The sequence below is a fragment of the Paraburkholderia sp. RL17-373-BIF-A genome (assembly GCF_046030175.1).
Taxonomy (GTDB): Bacteria; Pseudomonadota; Gammaproteobacteria; order Burkholderiales; family Burkholderiaceae; genus Paraburkholderia.
On the sequence record NZ_JARESO010000003.1, the window covers coordinates 45,758 to 66,976 of the forward strand.

The 21,219-nt window shown below is 64.3% G+C and carries 18 protein-coding genes; 6 read left to right on the top strand and 12 right to left on the bottom strand.

What is annotated here, in order from left to right; genetic code table 11:
• Positions 1–15: 15 nt before the first annotated feature.
• Positions 16–243, bottom strand: a complete 228-nt coding sequence (locus tag P0D80_RS04390; protein WP_132382639.1) for a hypothetical protein — start codon at positions 241–243, stop codon at positions 16–18.
• Between the two features lie 422 nt (positions 244–665).
• Between P0D80_RS04390 and P0D80_RS04395 the strand changes: the two genes are divergently transcribed.
• Genes P0D80_RS04395 through P0D80_RS04410 form a run of 4 tightly spaced genes read left to right on the top strand, consistent with a single transcriptional unit; the run spans position 666 to position 9,882 of the window.
• Positions 666–1,934, top strand: a complete 1,269-nt coding sequence (locus P0D80_RS04395) for an efflux RND transporter periplasmic adaptor subunit (protein WP_408281565.1) — start codon at positions 666–668, stop codon at positions 1,932–1,934.
• Positions 1,935–1,949: 15 nt separating this feature from the next.
• Positions 1,950–5,075, top strand: a complete 3,126-nt coding sequence (locus P0D80_RS04400) for an efflux RND transporter permease subunit (protein WP_408281567.1) — start codon at positions 1,950–1,952, stop codon at positions 5,073–5,075.
• Positions 5,072–8,392: an efflux RND transporter permease subunit gene (locus P0D80_RS04405; RefSeq protein WP_132382633.1), complete on the top strand. Its 3,321-nt coding sequence runs from the start codon at positions 5,072–5,074 to the stop codon at positions 8,390–8,392. The genes P0D80_RS04400 and P0D80_RS04405 overlap by 4 nt, the downstream gene beginning before the upstream one ends.
• Entirely contained in the window at positions 8,389–9,882 is a 1,494-nt protein-coding gene (locus P0D80_RS04410; RefSeq protein WP_408281571.1) for an efflux transporter outer membrane subunit, read from the top strand. Before P0D80_RS04405 ends, P0D80_RS04410 begins: the two co-directional genes overlap by 4 nt.
• Positions 9,883–9,888: 6 nt before the next feature.
• On the opposite strand, the gene P0D80_RS04415 is transcribed toward P0D80_RS04410, so the two are convergent.
• Both P0D80_RS04415 and P0D80_RS04420 read right to left on the bottom strand, forming a co-directional pair.
• Positions 9,889–10,608 carry an ABC transporter substrate-binding protein gene (locus P0D80_RS04415; RefSeq protein ID WP_408281947.1) on the bottom strand — a complete coding sequence of 240 codons (720 nt, stop codon included), beginning with the start codon at positions 10,606–10,608 and terminating at the stop codon, positions 9,889–9,891.
• A 183-nt stretch (positions 10,609–10,791) separates the two neighbouring features.
• Positions 10,792–11,019 carry a hypothetical protein gene (locus tag P0D80_RS04420; protein ID WP_132382627.1) on the bottom strand — a complete coding sequence of 76 codons (228 nt, stop codon included), beginning with the start codon at positions 11,017–11,019 and terminating at the stop codon, positions 10,792–10,794.
• Between the two features lie 320 nt (positions 11,020–11,339).
• Here P0D80_RS04420 and P0D80_RS04425 point away from each other — a divergent pair, with 320 nt between their 5' ends.
• Together P0D80_RS04425 and P0D80_RS04430 are read left to right on the top strand one after the other, a co-directional pair.
• Positions 11,340–11,852, top strand: a complete 513-nt coding sequence (locus P0D80_RS04425; protein ID WP_408281572.1) for a hypothetical protein — start codon at positions 11,340–11,342, stop codon at positions 11,850–11,852.
• Positions 11,853–12,055: 203 nt separating this feature from the next.
• Positions 12,056–13,123 carry a catalase family protein gene (locus tag P0D80_RS04430; RefSeq protein WP_408281575.1) on the top strand — a complete coding sequence of 356 codons (1,068 nt, stop codon included), beginning with the start codon at positions 12,056–12,058 and terminating at the stop codon, positions 13,121–13,123.
• Between the two features lie 43 nt (positions 13,124–13,166).
• Here P0D80_RS04430 and P0D80_RS04435 read toward each other — a convergent pair whose 3' ends face one another.
• The 9 genes from P0D80_RS04435 to P0D80_RS04475 form a co-directional block, all read right to left on the bottom strand.
• The gene (locus tag P0D80_RS04435) at positions 13,167–13,919 is read right to left on the bottom strand and encodes an SDR family NAD(P)-dependent oxidoreductase (RefSeq protein WP_132382621.1); all 753 of its coding nucleotides are present in this window, start codon (positions 13,917–13,919) and stop codon (positions 13,167–13,169) included.
• A 169-nt stretch (positions 13,920–14,088) separates the two neighbouring features.
• Positions 14,089–15,222: a porin gene (locus tag P0D80_RS04440; protein ID WP_408281578.1), complete on the bottom strand. Its 1,134-nt coding sequence runs from the start codon at positions 15,220–15,222 to the stop codon at positions 14,089–14,091.
• Positions 15,219–15,587, bottom strand: coding sequence for a Rieske (2Fe-2S) protein (locus P0D80_RS04445; protein ID WP_408281580.1), 369 nt, complete (start codon positions 15,585–15,587; stop codon positions 15,219–15,221). The genes P0D80_RS04440 and P0D80_RS04445 overlap by 4 nt, the downstream gene beginning before the upstream one ends.
• Before the next feature lie 12 nt (positions 15,588–15,599).
• A complete protein-coding gene (locus P0D80_RS04450; protein WP_408281583.1) occupies positions 15,600–16,463 on the bottom strand; it encodes an intradiol ring-cleavage dioxygenase in 864 nt (287 codons plus the stop codon).
• Between the two features lie 8 nt (positions 16,464–16,471).
• Positions 16,472–17,557, bottom strand: a complete 1,086-nt coding sequence (locus tag P0D80_RS04455) for a branched-chain amino acid ABC transporter permease (RefSeq protein WP_408281585.1) — start codon at positions 17,555–17,557, stop codon at positions 16,472–16,474.
• Between the two features lie 16 nt (positions 17,558–17,573).
• On the bottom strand, positions 17,574–18,440 hold the full coding sequence (locus P0D80_RS04460) for a branched-chain amino acid ABC transporter permease (RefSeq protein WP_408281586.1): 867 nt from the start codon (positions 18,438–18,440) through the stop codon (positions 17,574–17,576).
• Entirely contained in the window at positions 18,437–19,147 is a 711-nt protein-coding gene (locus P0D80_RS04465) for an ABC transporter ATP-binding protein (RefSeq protein ID WP_132382611.1), read from the bottom strand. Before P0D80_RS04465 ends, P0D80_RS04460 begins: the two co-directional genes overlap by 4 nt.
• Before the next feature lie 2 nt (positions 19,148–19,149).
• Entirely contained in the window at positions 19,150–19,872 is a 723-nt protein-coding gene (locus P0D80_RS04470) for an ABC transporter ATP-binding protein (protein ID WP_408281589.1), read from the bottom strand.
• 20 nt (positions 19,873–19,892) lie between these two features.
• On the bottom strand, positions 19,893–21,182 hold the full coding sequence (locus P0D80_RS04475) for an ABC transporter substrate-binding protein (protein WP_408281591.1): 1,290 nt from the start codon (positions 21,180–21,182) through the stop codon (positions 19,893–19,895).
• Positions 21,183–21,219 lie beyond the last annotated feature (37 nt).

Consider the following 21,219-nt stretch of genomic DNA (forward strand, 5'->3'; position numbering starts at 1 on the left):
CGCAAGGGACTCCGTTCACGCGCCGTCGCGGTCGCCACCACCGAACAGCCGGCGCACGAGTTCACGGCCCCGGCTCGTCAACCGCAGCGTCGACGTGCCGCCCACTATCACGCCCTCCTCGCGCCGGTCGATTTCGATCAGATCGTATCGGCTCAGGGCGAGCACGTCGGGATCGATCGCCTCCGGACGCCGCTCGGTGTCCGCGAGACGCAGCAGTGTCGCGAGTTCATGATGGCTCAGCATCGGTTACCTCGTCGGTTGAGACTGGACAATGCCGTGATGCTAGTTCGCGAGTCCGACATTCAGGCTACGGTTCTGTTGCGCCAAGTTACGTGGTTACATGTCGGCACGGCGCGCGTGCTTCGCTGGTGCCCGACGACGTCCCGCGTCGCCGCTACTTTTTTCCGGATGCTCGCGCTCGCGCCTGGACAGACGGTAAGGCGCCACGGCCTGGCCGACCGTAACAAATCGAAACGCCCGTCAAGGTACTGTCGTGAGAACTAGCTCCACAGTCGGATAGACTCTGCTAGTGATTGTCTGGATTCCTGTCGCCGGCGACGGCGATGCCCCATCCTGGGAGTTCGTATGACGCTCTTCGACAGCAATTGGCCGGGCCGTTCCTCGACGGCGGTCGCCGGGTGCCACGGATCCGGCGGGAGACCGTCATGAGCGAAGTGTCGTCAATCCCGGTCAAGCGTCCGCGGCGCGGCCGTATCGTGCTGGCGCTCGTGGTGCTCGCGCTGATCGCGCTGGTGGTGTTTCATCTGTTGCGCTCGAAGGCGCCCAAGCCCGGCGTGGCACCCCAGGTCGTGACGGTCGCCGCCGCCACCACGGGACCGATGCCGGAGACGCTGAGCGAACTGGGCACCGTGACGCCGGTCGCCACCGTGACCGTGCTGCCGCAACTGAGCGGCTACCTGACCGCCGTCGGCTATCGCGAAGGTCAGGACGTCGAGAAAGGGCAATTCCTCGCGCAGATCGACTCGCGCCAATACGAAATCAGCAAGCGGCAAGCCGAGGCGCAACTCGCCAAGGACAAAGCGGCGCTCGCCCAGGCGCGCGCCGATCTCGCGCGCTTTACGCAACTCAACGAACGCAAGTCGATCGCCGAACAGACCTATGCGGATCAGCAGTTTCTCGTCCAGCAGGACGAAGCGGCGGTCAAGGCCGACGAAGCCAACGTCGCGCAATTCGTTCTCGACCTGCTCTACTGCCATATCACCGCGCCGGTGTCGGGGCGGGTCGGACTGCGCCTCGTCGACCCGGGCAACTACGTGACCGCGTCGAGCCAACCGGGCATTGCGGTGATCACGACGATGAAGCCGACCACCGTCGAATTCACCGTGCCGCAAACCGCGCTCGACAAGGTGCTGCAACGCATCAACGCCGGCGCGCAGCTACCCGTCGCCGTATTCAGCAGCGACAATTCCCGGCAAATCGCCACCGGCACGCTGTACGCGATCAACAACCAGATGGCAACCGCGACCGGCACCGTCACGCTGCGCGCAACCGTCCCCAACGACGACGAGGCGCTCTTCCCCAACGAGTTCGTCAACGTCAAGCTGCTGGTCGATACGCTGCAAAACGCGGTGCTGGTGCCGACGCCCGCCGTGCAGAGCGGCGCGCCCGGCGACTATGTGTATCTCGTCAACGCCGACAACACGGTATCGGTGCGCAAGGTCACGCTGGGACCGGGCGACGGCCAGCATACGGTGATCACGTCGGGGCTCGCCGCGGGCAACGTGGTCGTCACCGACGGCATGGACCGCTTGAGCGACGGCGTGAAGATCAAGGCGTCGGCGACGCGGCCGGCTTCGGGTACAGCGGGCGCTTCGGATGCTGCGGGCGCCTCGGCTGCGGCGCCCGGGTCCGCGTCCACTGCGCGGCGCACACGTCCGGCGTCCGCGCCCGACACGGCGTCCACGGCCTCATAACACGCCGCCCCGCCGATGAACTTCTCCCGCCTGTTCATCCTGAGACCCGTAGCGACGTCGCTGCTGATGGTCGCGCTCGTGCTCGTCGGCCTGGTCGCGGTGCGCTTCCTGCCGGTCTCGTCGCTACCCGACGTCGACTATCCGACCATCCAGGTTCAGACCTTCTATCCGGGCGCGAGCCCGAACGTGATGGCGACCACCGTCACCGCGCCGCTCGAGGTCCAGCTCGGCGAGATTCCGGGCTTGCAGCAGATGGTGTCTTACAGTTCGGAAGGCGCGTCGGTGATCACGCTGCAATTCGATCTCTCGCTGAACCTCGACATCGCCGAACAGAACGTGCAGCAGGCGATCAACGCGGCCAACAGCTTCCTGCCCACCGGCCTGCCCGCGCCGCCGACCTATGCGAAGGTCAACCCGGCCGATCAGCCGATCCTCACGCTCGCGGTCACCTCGAAGTCGATGTCGCTGACGCAGTTGCAGGACACGGCCAACAATCGCCTCGCCACCAAGATTTCCGAGGTCCCCGGCGTCGGTCTCGTGACGACGGCAGGCGGCAACGTGCCGGCCGTGCGCGTCGAAGCGGACCCGCAAAAGCTCGCGGCCTACGGTCTGAATCTCGACGATCTGCGCACCCTGCTTGCGAACGTCAACGTCAGCCAGCCGAAAGGTAACTTCGACGGGCCAGAGCTCGACTACACGATCAACGCGAACGACCAGATCGTCGACCCGCAGGACTATCTGGCCACCGTGATCGCGTATCAGAACGGCGCGCCCGTGTATCTGCGCGATGTCGCGCGCGTGAGCCAGGCCGCGCAGGACGTGGGACGCGGCGCGTGGTACGGCCGCACGCCGGCCATCGTGCTAAACGTGCAGCGTCAGCCGGGCGCGAACGTGATCGCCACCGTCAACCAGATCATGAAGCAACTGCCGGCGCTCGAATCGACGCTGCCCGCCGGCCTGCAGGTCACGGTGGTGGCGAACACCACCGGCGTGATCCGCTCATCGGTCTCGGACGCCGCGTTCGAACTCGTGCTCGCCGTCGTGCTGGTCGTGCTGGTGATTTTCATGTTCCTGCGCAACGTGCCCGCCACCATCATTCCGAGCATCTCCGTGCCGGTCTCGCTGATCGGCACGCTCGCCGTGATGTACCAGCTCAACTATTCGATCGACAACCTCTCGCTGATGGCGCTGATCATCGCGACGGGCTTCGTCGTCGACGACTCGATCGTGATGATCGAGAACATCGTGCGCTATCTGGAGGAAGGCAAGACGCCGCTCGAAGCCGCGCTCGAAGGCGCCGGGCAGATCGGCTTCACGATCCTCTCGCTGACGGTCTCGCTGATCGCCGTGCTGATCCCGCTCCTGTTCATGGGCGGCGTGATCGGCCGGCTCTTCAGCGAATTCGCGATCACGCTCGCGGTGACGATCGTGATTTCGGCGGTGGTCTCGCTGACCGTCGTGCCGATGATGTGCGCGCGTCTGTTGCGCGCGCAGGCGCAACGCCATCCGAGCCGCTTCGAGCGGTTCAGCGAGGGCCTGTTCGACAAGACGCTCGCCGCGTATGAACGCGGCCTGCGCTGGGTGCTCGATCACCAGACGCTGACGCTGGTGGTCGCGCTCATTACCGTCGCGCTCACGGCGATCCTGTACATCGTGATTCCGAAAGGACTATTCCCGGTGCAGGACGTCGGCGTGATCCAGGGCATCAGCGTGGCCGACAACTCGGTTTCGTACACAGCCATGGTCCGGCGTCAGAGCGCGCTCGCCGACGCGATTCTGAAGGATCCCGACGTGGTGTCGCTGACCTCGTACGTCGGCATCGACGGCACCAATCCGACGCTGAACAACGGCCGCTTCCTGATCAATCTGCGCCCGCGCGACGACCGCTCGCTCACGGCCGAAGAAATAGGCCGCCGCATCCAGCAGGAAGTCGCCGACGTGCCCGGCATCCGCCTTTATCTACAACCCGAGCAGGATCTGACGCTCGACACGTCGATCTCGCGCAACCAGTACAACTTCGTGCTGCGCGGGCCGAACCAGCAGGCGTTCGATCAGTACGTGCCCGCGTTGATTGCGCGCATGAAGCAGATTCCCGCCATCACGGACGTCACGAGCGATCTGAACACCAACGGCCTGAGCGTGAACGTCGAAGTGAACCGGCAGCTTGCCGCGCGCTACGGCATCACGGCGGCCACGATCGACAACGCGCTGTACGACGCGCTCGGCCAGCGCATCGTCTCGACCATCTTCCAGCAGTCCGATCAGTACCGCGTGATTCTCGTGGCAAAGCCGGAGACGATACCCACCGTGCAATCGATCGGCAATCTGTACTTGCCGAGCCAGACCAGCAGCACCGGCCAGGTGCCACTGTCGGGCATCGCGAAGATCAGCATCACGCAATCGCCGCTTTTGATCAGCCACCTCGCGCAGTTCCCGGCGGTCACGATCTCGTTCAACCTCGCGCAGGACGCGTCGCTGAGCGCCGCCGTGGCGCAGATCCGCGACGCCGAGCACGCGGTGGACCTGCCGCCGTCGATCACGACATCGTTCCAGGGCGCGGCCCAGGCGTTCGAAGATTCGCTTTCCAGCGAGGTGTATCTGCTGATCGCCGCGCTGGTCGCGGTGTATATCGTGCTCGGCGTGCTGTACGAAAGCTACATCCACCCGGTGACGATTCTCTCGACGCTGCCGTCGGCCGGCATCGGCGCGCTGCTGGCGTTGATGATCGCGGGCAGCGATCTCGACGTGATCGGCATCATCGGCATCGTGCTCCTGATCGGCATCGTCAAGAAGAACGCGATCATGATGGTCGACTTCGCGCTCGAGGCGGAGCGCGTGCATGGCAAGCCTGCGCGTGAAGCGATCTTCGAAGCGTCGCTGCTGCGCTTCCGGCCGATCCTGATGACCACGCTCGCCGCCATGCTCGGCGCGCTGCCGATGCTGCTCGGCACCGGCACCGGCTCGGAACTGCGCCGGCCGCTCGGTCTCGCGATCATCGGCGGACTCACGCTCAGCCAGGTGCTGACGCTCTTCACCACGCCAGTGATCTATCTGTTCTTCGACCGCGCCGCGCAGCGCGTGAAGAACCGGCGCCGCGCCGCGAATGACGGCGCCGCCGCGCCGCCGGAGAATGCACCGTGAACATCTCGGCGCTCTTCATCCGGCGCCCGGTCGCGACCGCGCTGCTGGCGGTCGCGATCCTGATCTCGGGCGCGCTCGCGTATTTCCGCCTGCCGGTTGCGCCGTTGCCGAACATCGCCTTTCCGGTGATCGCGTTGCAGGCGAACATGGCGGGCGCTAGTCCGGAAATCATGGCCGCCACCGTCGCCGAGCCGCTGGAGCGGCGCCTCGCCACCATCGCCGATGTGAGCCAGCTGACCTCGATCAGTTACGTGGGCTCGTCGCTGATCATCGTCGTGTTCGGCCTGAACCGCGATATCAACGGCGCGGCGCGCGACGTGCAGGCCGCCATCCAGGCCGCGCGCGCCGATCTGCCGACCACGCTGCGCAGCAACCCGACGTATCGCCAGTACAACCCGGCCGGCGCGCCGATCATGGTGCTCGCGCTGACCTCCGACACGCTGACAAAGGCGCAGCTCTACGACTCCGCCGATTCGGTGATCCAGCAGCAGTTGTCGCAGATCGACGGCGTCGGGCAGATCACGCTCGGCGGCGGCGCCTTGCCCTCGGTGCGCGTCGAGTTGGAGCCGGGCAAGCTGAACAGTTACGGCATCGGCCTCGAAGACGTGCGCGCGGCGATCGGCGCGGCGAACGCGAACAGCGCGAAAGGGCATATCGACCAGGGCGAGCAGCGCTACGTGGTGACGTCGAACGATCAGATCAGCAAGGCCGCGCCGTATCGCGACGTGGTGATCGCCTATCGCGACGGCGCGCCCGTGTTGCTGCGCGACGTCGCCCAGGTGCGCGACTCGAACGAGAATATCCGCAATGCCGGCCTCTACAACGGCAAGTCGGCCGTGCTCGTGATCGTCTATCCGACGCCGGGCAGCAACGTCGTGCAGACGGTCGGGCAGATCCGCGCGCGCCTGCCGATCATTGAAGCCGCGTTGCCGAGCACGATTCACGTGAATGTCGCTATCGACCGCTCGGAGTCGGTGCGCTCCTCGGTGGCCGATACCGAGCGCACGCTGTTCATCGCGGTGCTGCTGGTGGTGGGCGTGGTCTTCGTGTTCCTGCTGTCGCCGCGCGCCACGCTGATTCCGGCGGTCGCGCTGCCGCTTTCCATTGTCGGCACCTTCGGTCCGATGTATCTGCTCGGCTATAGCATCGACAACCTCTCGCTGATGGCGTTGACGATCGGCACCGGCTTCGTGGTCGACGATGCCGTGGTGGTGCTGGAGAACATCGTGCGTCATCTCGAAGCCGGTCTCGATCCGAAGGAAGCCGCGCTGCGCGGCAGCGCCGAGGTCGGCTTCACTGTCATCTCGATGAGCCTCTCGCTGATCGCCGTGTTCCTGCCGATCCTGCTGATGCCCGGCATTGTCGGGCTGCTGTTTCATGAGTTCGCCGTCACGCTCTCGATTGCGATCCTGCTGTCGCTGCTGATCTCACTGACCATCACGCCGGTCATGTGCGCCTACCTGCTCAGCCGCGAGCGCGCAATGCATTCGCCGTCGCGCTGGGCCCGCTGGGTCGAGGCGCAGTTCGAGCGCTTCAAACAGGCATATTCCCGCTCGCTCTCGGCGGCGCTCGACCACGCACTCGTGGTCGTCCTGCTGCTGATCGGCCTGCTCGTGCTCAACGTGTTCCTGGCCCGCTTCCTGTCCGCGACGTTCTTCCCGGAACAGGACACCGGCATTCTGATCGGGCAGATCATCGCCGACCAGAGCGTCTCGTTCAACGCGATGGAAAAGAAGCTCGCGCAATTGCAGGCGATCGTGAAGCAGGACCCGGCGGTGGCGTCGGTCGCGGGCTTCACCGGCGGACGCGCGTTGAACACCGCTAACGTGTTCATCGAACTCAAACCGCTCGCGCAACGCCATCTGTCGGCGACGGAGGTGGTCAACCGCTTGCGGCCGAAGCTCAACGCCGTCTCGGGCGCGCGACTCTTCCTGCAGGCGCAGCAGGATCTACAGATCGGCGGACGCCAGGCCGCTGCCGAATACCAGTACACGCTCACCAGCGACGATGCCAACGCACTCTTCACGTGGGTGCCGAAACTCGTGACTGAGCTCGGTAAATACCGTAGCAAGATGGAGGACGTGAACTCGGACCTGCAACAAAACGGCTTGCAGACCTACGTGAACTTCAGCCGCGCGACCGCCACGCGCTACGGATTCCAGCCTAACCAGATCGACAACGTGCTGTACGACGCTTTCGGCCAGCGCACCGTGTCGACCATTTACAACCCGCTGAATCAGTACTTCGTCGTGATGGAAGTCGCGCCGGCCTACTGGCAGTATCCGCAAGCGCTCAATCAGATCTACCTCAGCACGGCCGCCGGCAACGCGAACGGCACACAGCAGACGCAGATGTCGCGTGCCACCGTCAGCGCCGTGCAACAGGCGGCGGCCGTCAGCAGCGCGTCGAGCACCAGCGCAAATACGAACTCGCTGAACGCCGATGCCGAAGCGAACCAGCAAACCAACAGCATCTCGAACAGCAAGGGCGGCAATTCCAGCGGCAGCGCGGACAGCACCGCGGCCGAAACCATGGTCCCGCTCTCCGCGATGATGACCTTCTCGAACAGCCACACCGCGACCCAGGTGAACCACCAGAGCGGCCTCGTGGCCGGCACCATCTCGTTCAATCTGCCGGCGGGCGGATCGCTCAGCGAAGCCGGCCAGCTCATCACGCAGGCCGAGCGCGACATCGGCATGCCCGCGTCGGTGCACGGCGCGTTCGCGGGCGCCGCGCAAGCGTATGCGCAGTCGATGGGCGCCGTGCCCTTGCTGATTCTCGCCGCGCTGGTGGTGGTCTATCTCGTGCTCGGCGTGCTGTATGAGAACACGGTGCACCCGCTCACGATTCTGTCGACGCTGCCGTCGGCGGGCATCGGCGCGACACTCGCCTTGCTGATCTTCGGCACGCCCTTTTCGGTGATCGCGATGATCGGCATCATTCTGCTGATCGGCATCGTCAAGAAAAACGGCATCATGATGGTCGATGTCGCGATCCAGTTGCAGCGCCACGACGGCATGAACGCGCGCGATGCGATTCACGAGGCCGCGGTGGTGCGGCTGCGCCCGATCATGATGACGACCGCGGCCGCCGTGCTGGGCGCGGTGCCGCTTGCGATCGGCATCGGCCAGGGCGCGTCGCTGCGCCAGCCGCTCGGCGTCACGGTCATGGGCGGGCTGCTCGTGAGCCAGGTTTTCACGTTGTACACGACGCCGGTGATTTATCTGTACCTCGACCGGCTGCGCGCGCGACTCGCGAAATGGTCAGCGCGCCTGCCGTGGAATCGCCGCGGCGAAGCACCCGATACGAGCGCATGATGAAGACGATCTCCCCCACCCGACTGGCCGGCGCGATGCTGGCCTTATCGACTGTGTTGACAGGCGGCTGCATGGTCGGCCCCGACTATCATCGCCCGCCCGTCGCCACGCCCGCCACATGGAAGGAACTGCCCGGCTGGACCGAAGCGCAGCCCGCCGCCGACCGTCCGAAGGGCGACTGGTGGACGGGCTTCAACGACCCGCTCATCAACGAGTTCGAGCCGCTCGTGTCGGTATCGAATCAGACCGTGCGCCAGGACTATGCGAACTACCAGGAGGCGCTCGCCGAAGTGCGGCTTGCGCGCAGCGCCCTGTTCCCGACCATCGGCGTGACCGGATCGGTGACCCGCGCACGTTCGTCGACCGGCAACTTCAACAGCAGCGCACTGGCCGGCGCGGGCGCGAGCAGCTTCCAGCGCATCAACAACGCCGGCTCGCTCGAAGCCAACGCCAGTTGGGCGCCCGACCTGTGGGGCCTCGTGCGCCGCAACATCGAGGAAAGCGCCGCCACCGCGCAGGCCAGTCAGGCGACGCTCGCGAACGCCACGCTCTCCGAACAGATCGCGCTGGCGAACGCGGTCATCGATCTGCGCGTGACGGATGCGAATATCGACTTGCTCACTCACACCGTCGATGCGTTCGAGCAATCGTTGCGCGTCGTCGCCGAGCAGGACAAGGCCGGCACCGTGCCGCCTTCCGATCTGGTGACCGCGCAGACGCAACTGGAGTCGGCGCAATCGAGTCTGATTGCGCTGGGCGTCGCGCGGGCTCAAAACGTTCATGCGATCGCCGTGCTGGTCGGCAAGAATCCGGAAGAGCTGGACGTCCCCCCGAACACCACGCTGCCGACGCTGCCGTCCATTCCCGTCAGCGTGCCGTCCACGCTGCTGGAGCGCCGGCCCGACATTGCCGCCGCCGAGCGTCAGATGGCGGCGCAGAATGCCGCGATCGGCGTGGCCGTCGCCGCGTATTACCCGACGATTTCGCTATCCGCGCTGGACGGGTTCACGCAGTCGCCGTTGGCCGGCCTGCTGCACATCAGCAACTATGTGTGGTCGTTGGGCGGGCAGGCGAGCGAAACGCTTTTCGACGGCGGCCAGCGCAGCGCGCAGGTCGACGCGGCAAGAGCGTCTTACGAAGCGGCCGTGGCCAATTATCGCGGCACCGTCCTGACGGCGTTCCAGGGTGTGGAGAACGACCTCGCCGGCTTGCGCATCCTCGCGCAGCAAGCCGAGGTGCTGGAGCGTGCCGTACGCGATGCGACGCGCGGCACCGAGATCGCGCGCAATGAATACCAGGCGGGGACGGTGGACTTCACGACGGTCGCGACGGCGCAGGCAACGCAGTTGAATCTTCAGCAGACCGCGTTGAACGTGCAGCAAACACGGTTGCTCGATGCGGCGTCGTTGATCGGCGACCTGGGAGGCGGCTGGTCCGCTAGCGAATTGACTGATCCACGGAAACCAGTGCAACAGAACGCGTCGCCCTGAGCCGTGCTAGTCGTTGTCTTTCGCCACCACCGCGCCGGTGATCTGATGCCGCGCCAGCGACGCCGTGACGAAGCCGGACGCTTTCATGTCCTCGACGAATTTCGACAGGTATGCGGCCGCGTCGTCGCCCTTTGCCTTGGGTACGCCCATCGCCTGACGGATCACCATGAAGCGCTGGTCCAGTATGCGCACTCCGCCAGTTTTGGAGGCGTCCTTTTCGAGCTGTTGCTTGACGCCGGCGGCCACGTCGAGATGCTGATCGAGGAACCCCTGCACGACCGCGGGCGAAGTCGGAATCCGCACGATTGTCGCGTGGTGTAGTTCGCGCGTCAGAAACAGATCGTAGGCGCTGCCTTTGCCGACCGCGACCGTTACGCCGGGTTGATCGACCTGCTCGTTGGTGGTGATCGGCGAGGCCGCCCGCACGAGATAAAAGCCTTCTATGAGCACATACGGTTTCGTGAACGCGATTTCCTGTCCGCGCTTCGGATCGACCGCGAAGAAACCGATGTCGGCCTTGTCCTGATTGACGTTCTCGACCGAGGCGCCCGCCGACTTGACCGCGACCAGTTGCAGCGGCACGCCGAGCCGTTTGGCGAATTCGCTGGCGAGATCGACGGACACGCCGACCGGCTTGCCCGTCGCCGGATCGAGCGCGGCCAGCACGGGGTTGCCGAGATTGATCGACGCGCGCAACGTGCCGCTCGGCGCGAATACGGCGGCCATCGATGCGCTTGCCGGTTTCGAGGTTGCGGCTGGCTGGGCGCTCGCGTCGTTGGGTTGCGCGAATGCGGGCAAGACCGCAGTGGATACGAGGATCGATGTGAATATTCTGAGCATGCTGTTGTGTCGCTCCATGTTTAAAATTTTGTTGTAGGACATGCACGCTCGGCAGCGCCCCATATCTCCTCAGGATAGCGAAGCTAGCATGTTCGACAGCCGTCTGATGTGAGCCTTGAACGCGATGCTCGCCTCGCGATCGGTGGTGGGATTCAGATGCGAGGTCTCAGCGAGTTGAGCCTGCTCGTGGAAATCGTTAGCCACTGTGCGTCGCACGTCGGGTGGCAACGACCGCACGATGGAGACCAGTAATGCCTCTTCGGCGTGAATCATGCCCAGAATCGAATGAGTGTCCATGGAAGAAACTCCGTTGATGGCGCGATAAGTCAAATCTAGCATGCTCCGCGCCGAGTATTCCGGTTACTTCCGCATACCTCTCGTTACAAACCGCCAGCGGCCGGTTGGTTATCATGTGCGATCGCATCGCTCTGAGTACCCGTTGGCTAATTATGAGGAATATCGGAAAAGCATTGGTGGTCGGTCTGGTGCTCGCAGAGGTCGCATTCGCCGTTTACCTACTGTCCCCAAAAAGTGATCCGTCGACCCGCGATCCCGGGGCCGTTACGGACGGCTCTGCGGCGCTGGCTTCGGACAAGGTTCAGTCCGGCACGTTACATGTGAACGCCGACAACGCTCTCAGCGCGTCGTCGCCCGCCGCAAGCACGGAGACCGCCGCACGCGTCCCCGCACAAATCCCCGCTCAAGCTGCGCAGGGACACATCACGTCCGCGTCCGCGCCCGCGCGCGAACCGTCAACGGAGCACGCCGCGCAATTGCCACGGCAACCGGCACAACCGCACCCGCAAACCGTGCAAACGCCCGCGGTGGCCACCGTCCTGGCCGCCACCGATTCAAAAACAGCCACCGTTGTGCAACCCGGCCGCGGCCGTGACGGTCTGCACCGCCGCGATTCGAATTCGGTCTCGTCCGCGGCGACGGACGAACTCGTCAAGGAATCCGCCAAGCTGGATCCGGCGCTCCCGCCGCCTGAACCTGCGCCGTTTGTGCACGACGATCAGCCGCATCGTGGCTCGAACGCCGTCGCGGCCGCGATGACGCAACAGCTCGTCAAAGAGTCCGCCAAGCTCGATCCGGCATTGCCGCCGCCGAACCCGTCGGGCATGCACTAAACGGGGGAACCGCCGCTCGTTCGATCGTGGTGGTCATGATGTCACCGCGATCTCGCGCGCCGGACGCTGAAGCGGTCATGCGTTCGATTGCGCGGTAGTCTACGATGTAGTTCAGATCCATGCGCTCCCGCAGCAACACGATTGCCACTTCAGCGCAGGCCTGGACGCATTTCCATCGCGGCGAACCTTGATGGAGGACGAGCATGACCAACGACTCCCCCGACAAAGCAGAACGCGGCACAGGCTGGATCGACCAGCCCGAAGACGCAGAAGTCATCGCCGTTCTCGTCGAGAAAATCAAGGCGCAGCAGGCGGCGATCGCAGCCAGTAGCAACACTCATCTGGACGGACGCGCCGACCGCGGTCAGCATCAGAAGCAAACGCTCGGCGCCTTCGGCACGCTGCGGATCTTCGAAACGATACCCACTGCGCTCAAGCATGGCCCTTTTGCGAAACAGGACGAACTGGGACCGTCGCTTTGCTATCGGGTCGCCTGCCGCTTTTCTAACGGGCAGCCCTGTCCTTTCTCCGACCAGGCCGCCGACGTTCGCGGTGTCGCCATCAAGTTCTTCACCGCGCAGGGCATTGAAACCGATCTCCTCATGACCAACGAAGGTGGCCGCTCGCATGCGAGAAACGCGGTGCAGTTCATGGACTTCGCTGATATCCTCGTCGCCCAGATCGCTAGAGGCGCGCTTGGGGCACTGGAACAGGCGTCGATGGAAGTGTTGAGCGGCAAACTCGGCCCCGTCGAGACAGCCCGCATCGTCGCGATCCTGGCAAAGGAGACGACTCTGCGCTCCGTCGAGAGTCTCACGACCGAGCGGTTCTGGGGCTCGGTGGTCAAGCTGGGCGCCGCCGCCATCAAGTACTCGCTTCAACCCGAAGATACAACCGTGCGAGGGACAAACGGCGATCGCCACGGCGACGACTATCTGCGCGAAGACCTGCTGAATCGCCTGAAAACCGGTCCGCTCAAATGGCAACTCTGCGTGCAGTTCTTCGTGGATGAGGAGAGCACGCCGGTCAATGACGCATCGGTCGCATGGGTGGAGCCGCCGATTGCGATAGGCGTCCTGGAGATCGCGACACTGCCCTCCGCCGACGACGAAGCGCACATCAACCAGATGGCATTCAACCCGGCCAACGGCTTCGAACCGCTGGGCATCACACACGCTCGCAAGAACGTCTACGCGGCCAGCGCCGCGAATCGCGTGGACCGCGGCGTATTGTCGAGCGACGACGCGCGCCGATATATAGAACCCATGTGAAGTTTCCGCGCGATTGTCGCAACGCTCCTCTGGACCAGCCGGCTCAATTCAGACGCCGCCCGCCGTCGACGACTATGGTCACGCCCGTGCTGAACGTCAGATGCGTCGCGCACGCCTCGATTGCCGAAGCGACATCGTCCGGCGTGCCGATGCGGCGAAGCGGTGTCGTCGCCGCGACTTTGTCATTGAAATCGGCGCCGCGCCCCGGCACGAACGTCGTATCGACGGCTCCTGGAGAAACGTTCAAAACCCGAATGCGCGGCGCCAACGCGCGGCCCAACGAAGCCGCCATCACGTCGAGCCCCGCTTTGGCGGCGCAATAGGCGATATTGCTGCCCTGCCCCGTGGTCCCCGAGATGGACGAGACGTTGATCACCAATCCGTCGCCGCTTGACTCGAGTAGCGCACGGAAAGCGCGGATCGCCGCAAACTGCGCCCGCCAGTTCACGGCAAATATCTGGTCGATCAGCTCGTCCGTGAGTGCATCGAGATTCGCGTGCGGCACGGCCTGCGTGATGCCGGCCGTATTGACCAGCACATCGGTGCGCCCATACTCGGTTTGCACTTTCACGGCCAGATCGTTGAGCGCGTTACTGTCGGTGATCGAAACCGCCGCGGCGAGATGGCCGCTCCCCGGCAGCGAGTCGACAACTCCTTGCGCCTTCTGCAAATCCGCATGACTGGTCACGACGATGCGCGCGCCCAGTGCCGCCAGGCGCCGCGCCGTCGCGCTGCCGATACCGCCGGACCCGCCGAGTATCACGCAGACCTTCCCTTCCAGAGACTGTGCCGTCATTTCAACGCCTACGCATGAATGGAATACCGACCGTCACGCCGTGCGAGCGACGCCGTAACGACCGGGTCAGTGAGACCCTCGACAAGAGTATCGTTTCCCGGATGGTACGCCTGACAACCACTTTCGAAATTCGGACGATCTTTGGATTGGGCCGCGCAAGCCCAGACCGTCAGAAGCTGGTACGCAAACCGACGCGAGCAAGCGTCTGCGAGCGGTTGCTCGCCGCGCCGTCCGGTTGCAGCAAACCGTTGATCCATGCCCGCGTCACAGCCGCGTCGCCACTCGCGCGCTGATAGATCGCTTCGACATACGCGGTGGTGCGTTTCGAAAAGCTGTACTGCAACGCGGTGGTGACCTGTTGCGCCTTGTTGTTCAGCAGCACGTCGTTGCCCTTCATGTACGCGTAGTCGAGACCGAGTGTCCACGGGCCGGAGATCGTCCACGACGCGCCGCCTTTGTAGACGTCGATCTTCGCACCACTCGCCGTATTTTTCGTGTTGGTGTAGAGCAACATCCCCAGCACGCTGCCGAAATTGTAGTGCGCGCCGAAACCGAAATTGCGGATGCCGTCGTGACCGTCGCCCAATTGCGGATACTTCACCTCGACATATGCCGCGCCGATGCCCAACGGACCGTTCACATAGTTCGCGCCGAAGCTCATTGTCGAGTCCGACGAGAACGAGCCGGGTACGCCACCGAATCCATAGAGCGCACCGACCGTGAACCCCGCGATATCCGGGCTGCGATACTTGACCGAGTTCCCTACGCGTGTCGCGCCCGCCATGCGGTCGAAATCGAATGAACCGGTCGGATTGTTCGGCACGCCCAGCGCCGTAAACGGCCCCTGGCGAAAATCGTAGATGCCGCCGAACAGGAACCCGCCGTCATACAGGCCGAGCGTCAACGTCTCGAACATGATGTCGTACTGGGTGCCGAAGGTGAGCGAGCCGAAGCGGTCATTGGTGAGACCGACCAGCGCCGTGCGGTTGAAAATCTGCCCGGCGCCCGGAATCGTCGCGCCGCTGCCCAGATCGAACTGCGACGTGAGTTCGAAAATCGCCTTGTTGCCGCCGCCCAGATCTTCGCTGCCTTTGAACGTCAGCAGGTCCGGCGAGAGCACGCCGCTGTCGAACAGCGTCGCGGCGCCGCCATGCTGGTTGTTCACATACGTGACGCCCGCATCGATCACACCTTGCAGCGTCACACTGCTTTGCGCGACGGCTATATTTGGCACGATGCCCGGCGCGATGCATGCGAACGTGCACCCTGCCATCGCCAGGCGCTTCGGCTTGGTCCCTTTCATAGCTGTCTCCTCCAGTCGTTGTTGAATATCTGTCGTTGTTCGATGCGGATCTCGACCGGCGTGAGCGACGCGCCCTCGCACGGTCCATCGACACACACGCCGTCTTCGAAGCGGAACATCGCGCTGTGATGCGCGCACATCAGCAATTCGGCGTCGTAGGCCCAGAACGTGTTCGGTTCGTAGTTCAGGGGAATCGAGAAGTGCGGGCACACATTGCGGTACGCCCACGCGTCATCGCCACGGCGCAGAATCACGACGCCTGGTGCGCCGGCGCGATCAGCGGGGATTTCAAGCGCGCCGCCATCGGGAACGTCGTCGAGCGCGCAGAGAAAGGCTTGATGAGGTTCGGGATTCGCCGCGTTCATCGCCTCGCCTCCTCATACCTGCCGCGCGGACAGCACGAAGTCGCGCTGCACTTCGAAGAACGGGCTCGGCAGCGCCCACTCTTTGGCAGCGGCAGCGTCGTGATTCGGCACGTAGTCGATCACGAGCGACGGCTTCGAGCCGAACACCGCATCGGAGTGAACATAGGGATCGCCCTCGGAATAAAGCGCGGTGGTCAGCGTCTCGTAGCCGGGCGCGACGATCAGGAAATGGATGTGGGCAGGCCGCATCGGATGACGGCCGGTCGCCATCAGCATCTGTCCGACCGGGCCGTCGGTCGGAATCGGATAGCTGGTCGGTTTGATGGTCCTGAATGCGTATTCGCCGTTGGGCCCCGAGCGGAATTTACCGCGCAGGTTGCTCTCGGGCTGATCGGGATCCTGGCCTTCATACATGCCGTTGTTCGCCGTTTCCCACACCTCGATCAAGGCACCGGCCACCGGCGCGCCGCCTTCGTCGACGAGGCGGCCATGAATCAACGCTGGCTCGCCTTCCGTGCGGGCGATGTTGGCGCCGAATTCTTCTTCCTTGGCGCCTTCGCGATAGAACGGGCCGAGCAGGCTGCTCTCGGTGGTGACGCCGCCGCGTCCGTGATTGATCGCATCGATCATGATCGACAGGCCGAGCGTGTCCGACAGCAGAATGAATTCCTGGCGGATGCCGTTGCACATCTTGCCGGTGGCCGTCAGGAATTCGATGCCACGGCGCCATTCGTCGCCGGTCAGTTCGACTTCGCTGGCGAATGCATGCAGGTGGGTGACCAGCGCGGTCATGATCTGCTTGAGGCGCGGATCGGTGCAATCGGCAAACGTATCGAGCACGTTCTGTGTCAACGGGTGGATGGTTTTATCGTTCATGCCTGGCCTCATGCACGGTGTGCCGCCGAGCCCGCGTCGAGCGAATCGGACGCGCCGTCCGGCGAGCGTTGTTGAGACGGACCGGCGTCGCGGAATACGACGCGCCGGCCCACGGGGAACAGTTGCAGGCCATAGCGGTGCGAGACGAAGCCCCACAGTCCTTGCGGAAAGAACATCGTCACGACGATCGCCAGCGCACCCAGGCCGATCAGATACCAGGTGCCGAAATCGGACAGGAACTGGTTCAACAGGAAGAAAATCAGCGCGCCGACAATCGGCCCTTCAAGCGTGCCGAGGCCGCCGATCATCACGATGAAAATACCGAACGCGCTCCAGTTCACGGAGAACGCGGCGTCGGGCGAAATGCGCAGGTTGCCGACGAAGTACAGGCCGCCCGCCAGCGCGGTGCCGCACGCCGACACCAGATAGACGATCAGGCGCGCGCGCTTCACGTCGACGCCCTGGCTGCTGGCCGCCACCGCGTTGTCGCGCATCGCGGTCAACGCGAGACCGGCTTTCGAGCGCAGAAACAGATACAGCAGTCCGATCGCCGCCGCGACGATGGCAAGCGCCAGCCACAGCGTCAGCGATTCGCGCAGCGCGCGCGGCACCTCCTGCAATGCGGTGAGGCTCGTGCCGGAACCGCCGCCGAGCACCGAGACGTTCGCCACCGTCAACCGGAACACTTCGGCGATCACCCAGGTGCCGATCGCGAAGTAGCCGCCTTCGAGCCGGAACGCCACCATCGACACAGGAATCGCCACGACCGTCGCAATCACCGCCGCAATCGGCACCGCGATGAACGGCGAGATGCCGCAATAGTTGGCGAGAATCAGCATGCCGTAGCCGCCGATGCCGAAGAATGCCTGCTGGCCGATCGACACCATCCCGCCATAACCCGCCAGCAGGTTCCACGTCAACGCGAATACCAGGTAGGACGCCAGTTGCACGAAGTCGCGCATGGCATCGCGTCCTGCCCACCACGGCGCGCTCGCCACCGCCAACGCGACGATCAGCAGCACGATCACCGCCACGCGGCTCGCACGCGTCGCGCGCCGCACTTCGAAGCCCGCTGTGGGCTGGTTCAATTGCATGGTCATGTCGAAGCCTCTATGCGGTTTTGGGCAGCAAGCCCTGCGGCCGCGCCACCAGCACGCCGAGAAACACCACGTGGCCGAGCCAGATGCCCCAGCCGGGGTCGAAGTAAAAGCCCACCTGCTGCGCAATGCCGAGCGCCATGCCGCCGACGAAGGTGCCCCAGAACGACCCCATTCCGCCGATGATCACCGCCTCGAACGCATACAGCAGCAGCGCCGGACCGTCGGTCGGCGACACCGCCGTGCGCATCGAGTAAAGCGCCGCGGCTACCGCGATCAGCACGAAGGCGATGCCCATCGCGAGCGCATAGGTACGGCGGTACGAGACACCCATCAGTTGCACGATCTCGCGATCGTCAGAGGTGGCGCGAAACGCGCGGCCGAGCGGCGTTCGGCCGAACAGCCATTGCATCGCGAAGGCGAGCGCCACCGTCGCCACCAGCGTGACGAGCGGCAGATAGCCGAGCGTGATGCCGCCCGCGAGCGTGATGCTCCGCGATTCGAAGCTGCCGGTGGCGATGGAACGCGGATCCGCGGAGAACATCTGCTGCAGCACGTTCTGGATCACGATCGACAGGCCGAACGTGACGATCAGCGACGGCAGCGGATCGCGGCTGCTGACGCGGTTCAGAAGCGCGAACTGCACGGCATACCCCGCACCGAATGCGATCACGAGCAACAGCACGAGCGCGACGGCGAGCGGCAGATGGGCGAAGCTCGTCAAGGCGAACAGCACGAACACCAGCAGCACGATGAAGTCGCCGTGCGCGGTATTGGTGAGCCGCATCACGGCGAACACCAGCGACTGGCCCATCGCGAAGAGGCCGTAAAGCGCGCCCAACAGCACGCCCTGCACGACGATATTGATGAACGTGTTCATGCCGACACTCCGAAATATGCCTGCGTGATCGCCTCGTCCGACACTTCTGCCGACACGCCCGTCAACGACACGCGCCCTTCCTGCAGGCAATAGAAACGCGACGACACGCGGCGCGCCAGTTGCACGTCCTGCTCGACGACGATCGCGCTCATGCCATGCGAAACGATCTCGGGCAACGCCGCGTAGATTTCGCGGACGATCACCGGCGCGAGGCCGAGCGAAAGTTCGTCGCACATCAGCAGATCGGGGTTGCTCATCAGCGCGCGGCCGATCGCCACCATCTGTTGCTGACCGCCCGATAACGCGGTGGCCGCGTGATGACGGCGCGCCTGTAACGCAGGAAACAGCGCATAGACGCTTTGCAGGTTCCAGCGCCCCGGCCGCTTGCTGAAGGCGCCGAGTTGCAGATTCTCTTCGACGGTCAAGCTCGCGAACAGACGCCGCCCTTCCGGCACCAGCGCAATGCCCTTGCCCACGATGCTCGCCGCCGCCGCACCGCCCACTGGCTCCCCGCGATACAGAATCTGCTCGGCGGTGCGTGGGCGCAGCAGGCCCGCCACCGATTTCAGAAAGGTCGATTTACCCGCGCCGTTCGACCCGATCAGCGCGATCACTTCGCCCGGCGCCACCGTCACGTCGATGCCGAATAGCGCCTGAAAGTCGCCGTAAAACGCGCTCAGCGCGCGAGTCTCCAATAGTGCCGACATGGTCAAGCCTCCAGTCCGAGATACACGCGCCGCACTTCGGGGTCGTCCATCACGGCGGCGGGCAAGCCCTCCGCGAGCCGCTTGCCGAAGTTGATGACCAGCAGACGGTCAGCCACCGCGAGCAGCGCATGCACGACATGTTCGATCCACACGATCGTCACGCCACGCTCCTTGACGCGGCGAATCTCGTCGACGAGCGCGTGCGTTTCGGGTTCGGTGAGGCCGCCGGCGATCTCGTCGAGCAGCAGCAGTTGCGGCTGCGTCGCGAGCGCGCGAGCCAGTTCGAGCCGTTTGCGGTCCAGCAGCCCCAGCGTGCCGGCCAACTGGTTGGCGCGGGCTTTGAGGCCGGTGCGTTCGAGCACGTCGACGCAGACGTCGTACGCCGCGTGGCCGGTCAGTTCGCCGCCGAAGGTGGCGCCGACCAGCAGGTTCTCGAACACCGTCATTCCGCCGAACGGCCGCGGCACCTGATACGAGCGGCCGATCCCCGCCACGCAACGGCGATGCGGCGGCAAGTGGTTCACATCCGCCCCGTCGAATTCGACGCTGCCCTGATCGGGCCGCACGTCGCCGCTGACGAGGTTGAACAGCGTGGTCTTGCCGGCGCCGTTCGGGCCGAGGATGCCGTAGGTTTCGCCGCGTTCCACCGCGAAGCTGATGTCGTCGGTCACCTGCAGCGCGCCGTAACGCTTCGACACGCCGGTGAGTCTGAGCACTGGGTTCATCACTGCTCTCCGCTTTGAATTCAGGCAATCAACTTGAGCGGGCCGGACAGCGGCACGCTTGGCGCGAGCTGGTTGTTGACGATGGCAAGGTCGAACGGATGCTTCTGCCCTTTCACCCATTGCCCACCGACAAGCGGCGTCTTGGCGACGTTCTTCACCGGGCCGCTGCCCCAGGCGACATGGCCGACCAGCGTATCAAGCTTGGTCGATGCCACTGCGTCGCGGATGGCTTCGTTCGAGTCGACGTCTTTCGCGCGCTTCAATGAATCGACGGCGATTTCGAATAGCGCGTGGGCGAAACCGATCGGTTGGGTCCATTGCTTCGAGGTGACGCGCTCGTAGTCATCCGCGACTTGCCGTGCGGTTTGCCCCGTCAGCGACGACTTGAACGGATGCGAAGGCGACCACCACACCTCGGTGGACAGTCCGTTGCCGAGATCGCCGAGCGCTTCGATCGAGGTCGGAAACAGCAGCGCCTTGCCGATCGAAATGACTTTGGGCTTCAGGCCTTGCTGACGCGCCTGAACGAGAAAGTTCTTGGCGTCCGGCGGTATCACGACGCCCGTGACGATCTGCGCATTCGACTGCTTGAACGAGGAAATCTGCGCGGAGAAGTCCTGCGTCATGCTTTGGAAACGGCCGGGGTCTTTGAGCGTGAAGCCCTTCTGCGCGAGTACCGGTGGAAAGCCGAGCTTCGCATCGCCCCAGGCGTTGCCGTCGCCGTCGTTGGGAAAGAGGCCGCCCACGCTGTGGTTGGTCTGCACCGATTGCCACATGCCGGTGTAGACGGCGATCACATCCTCCAGTCCCCAGAAGAAGTGATAGGTGAAACGGAAGCCCTTCTTCGGATCGCCTTTTCTGCCGAAGAACCACGGCTGCCACGGCACCACCGTCGACACGCACGGCATCTCGTTCAGCTCGCACGCGTCGCTCACGGGATTGGCGGTCTCCGGCGTGCCGGACACCAGCATGATGTCGACCTTGTCCTTCAGGATCAGGTCGTTGGCGACTTCGCCGGCGCGATTCGGATTCGACTGGCTGTCCTTGACGACAATCGATACCGGATATGATTTGCCGCCGATCACGATGCCGTTCTTCAGCGCCGTCTGCATCTGCTGGATCGTGAAACGGTCCGCTTCGCCGAACGGCGCGAGCGGCCCGGTTTGCGGCGATACGTAGCCGATTTTCAGTGTGCGCGGACCGGCCGAGAAGACGAGCGGCGAGAACGCCGAGGTCGTGGCGGCGAGCGCACCGCCTGCCGCGAGGCTGACAAAGCGGCGGCGTCTCGCATCGAAAGTATGTGAGTCCATGGTTGTCTCCTGAATTTTTTTGTATGAGTGAATTGGG

Coding starts and splice junctions, on each gene's coding strand:
- P0D80_RS04435 (WP_132382621.1), bottom strand. CDS start 13,919: ATGACGGCACAGTCTCTGGAAGGGAAGGTCTGCGTGATACTCGGCGGG.
- P0D80_RS04440 (WP_408281578.1), bottom strand. CDS start 15,222: ATGAAAGGGACCAAGCCGAAGCGCCTGGCGATGGCAGGGTGCACGTTC.
- P0D80_RS04395 (WP_408281565.1), top strand. CDS start 666: ATGAGCGAAGTGTCGTCAATCCCGGTCAAGCGTCCGCGGCGCGGCCGT.
- P0D80_RS04450 (WP_408281583.1), bottom strand. CDS start 16,463: ATGAACGATAAAACCATCCACCCGTTGACACAGAACGTGCTCGATACG.
- P0D80_RS04470 (WP_408281589.1), bottom strand. CDS start 19,872: ATGAACCCAGTGCTCAGACTCACCGGCGTGTCGAAGCGTTACGGCGCG.
- P0D80_RS04420 (WP_132382627.1), bottom strand. CDS start 11,019: ATGGACACTCATTCGATTCTGGGCATGATTCACGCCGAAGAGGCATTA.
- P0D80_RS04400 (WP_408281567.1), top strand. CDS start 1,950: ATGAACTTCTCCCGCCTGTTCATCCTGAGACCCGTAGCGACGTCGCTG.
- P0D80_RS04415 (WP_408281947.1), bottom strand. CDS start 10,608: ATGGCCGCCGTATTCGCGCCGAGCGGCACGTTGCGCGCGTCGATCAAT.
- P0D80_RS04390 (WP_132382639.1), bottom strand. CDS start 243: ATGCTGAGCCATCATGAACTCGCGACACTGCTGCGTCTCGCGGACACC.
- P0D80_RS04460 (WP_408281586.1), bottom strand. CDS start 18,440: ATGAACACGTTCATCAATATCGTCGTGCAGGGCGTGCTGTTGGGCGCG.
- P0D80_RS04465 (WP_132382611.1), bottom strand. CDS start 19,147: ATGTCGGCACTATTGGAGACTCGCGCGCTGAGCGCGTTTTACGGCGAC.
- P0D80_RS04430 (WP_408281575.1), top strand. CDS start 12,056: ATGACCAACGACTCCCCCGACAAAGCAGAACGCGGCACAGGCTGGATC.
- P0D80_RS04410 (WP_408281571.1), top strand. CDS start 8,389: ATGATGAAGACGATCTCCCCCACCCGACTGGCCGGCGCGATGCTGGCC.
- P0D80_RS04455 (WP_408281585.1), bottom strand. CDS start 17,557: ATGCAATTGAACCAGCCCACAGCGGGCTTCGAAGTGCGGCGCGCGACG.
- P0D80_RS04445 (WP_408281580.1), bottom strand. CDS start 15,587: ATGAACGCGGCGAATCCCGAACCTCATCAAGCCTTTCTCTGCGCGCTC.
- P0D80_RS04475 (WP_408281591.1), bottom strand. CDS start 21,182: ATGGACTCACATACTTTCGATGCGAGACGCCGCCGCTTTGTCAGCCTC.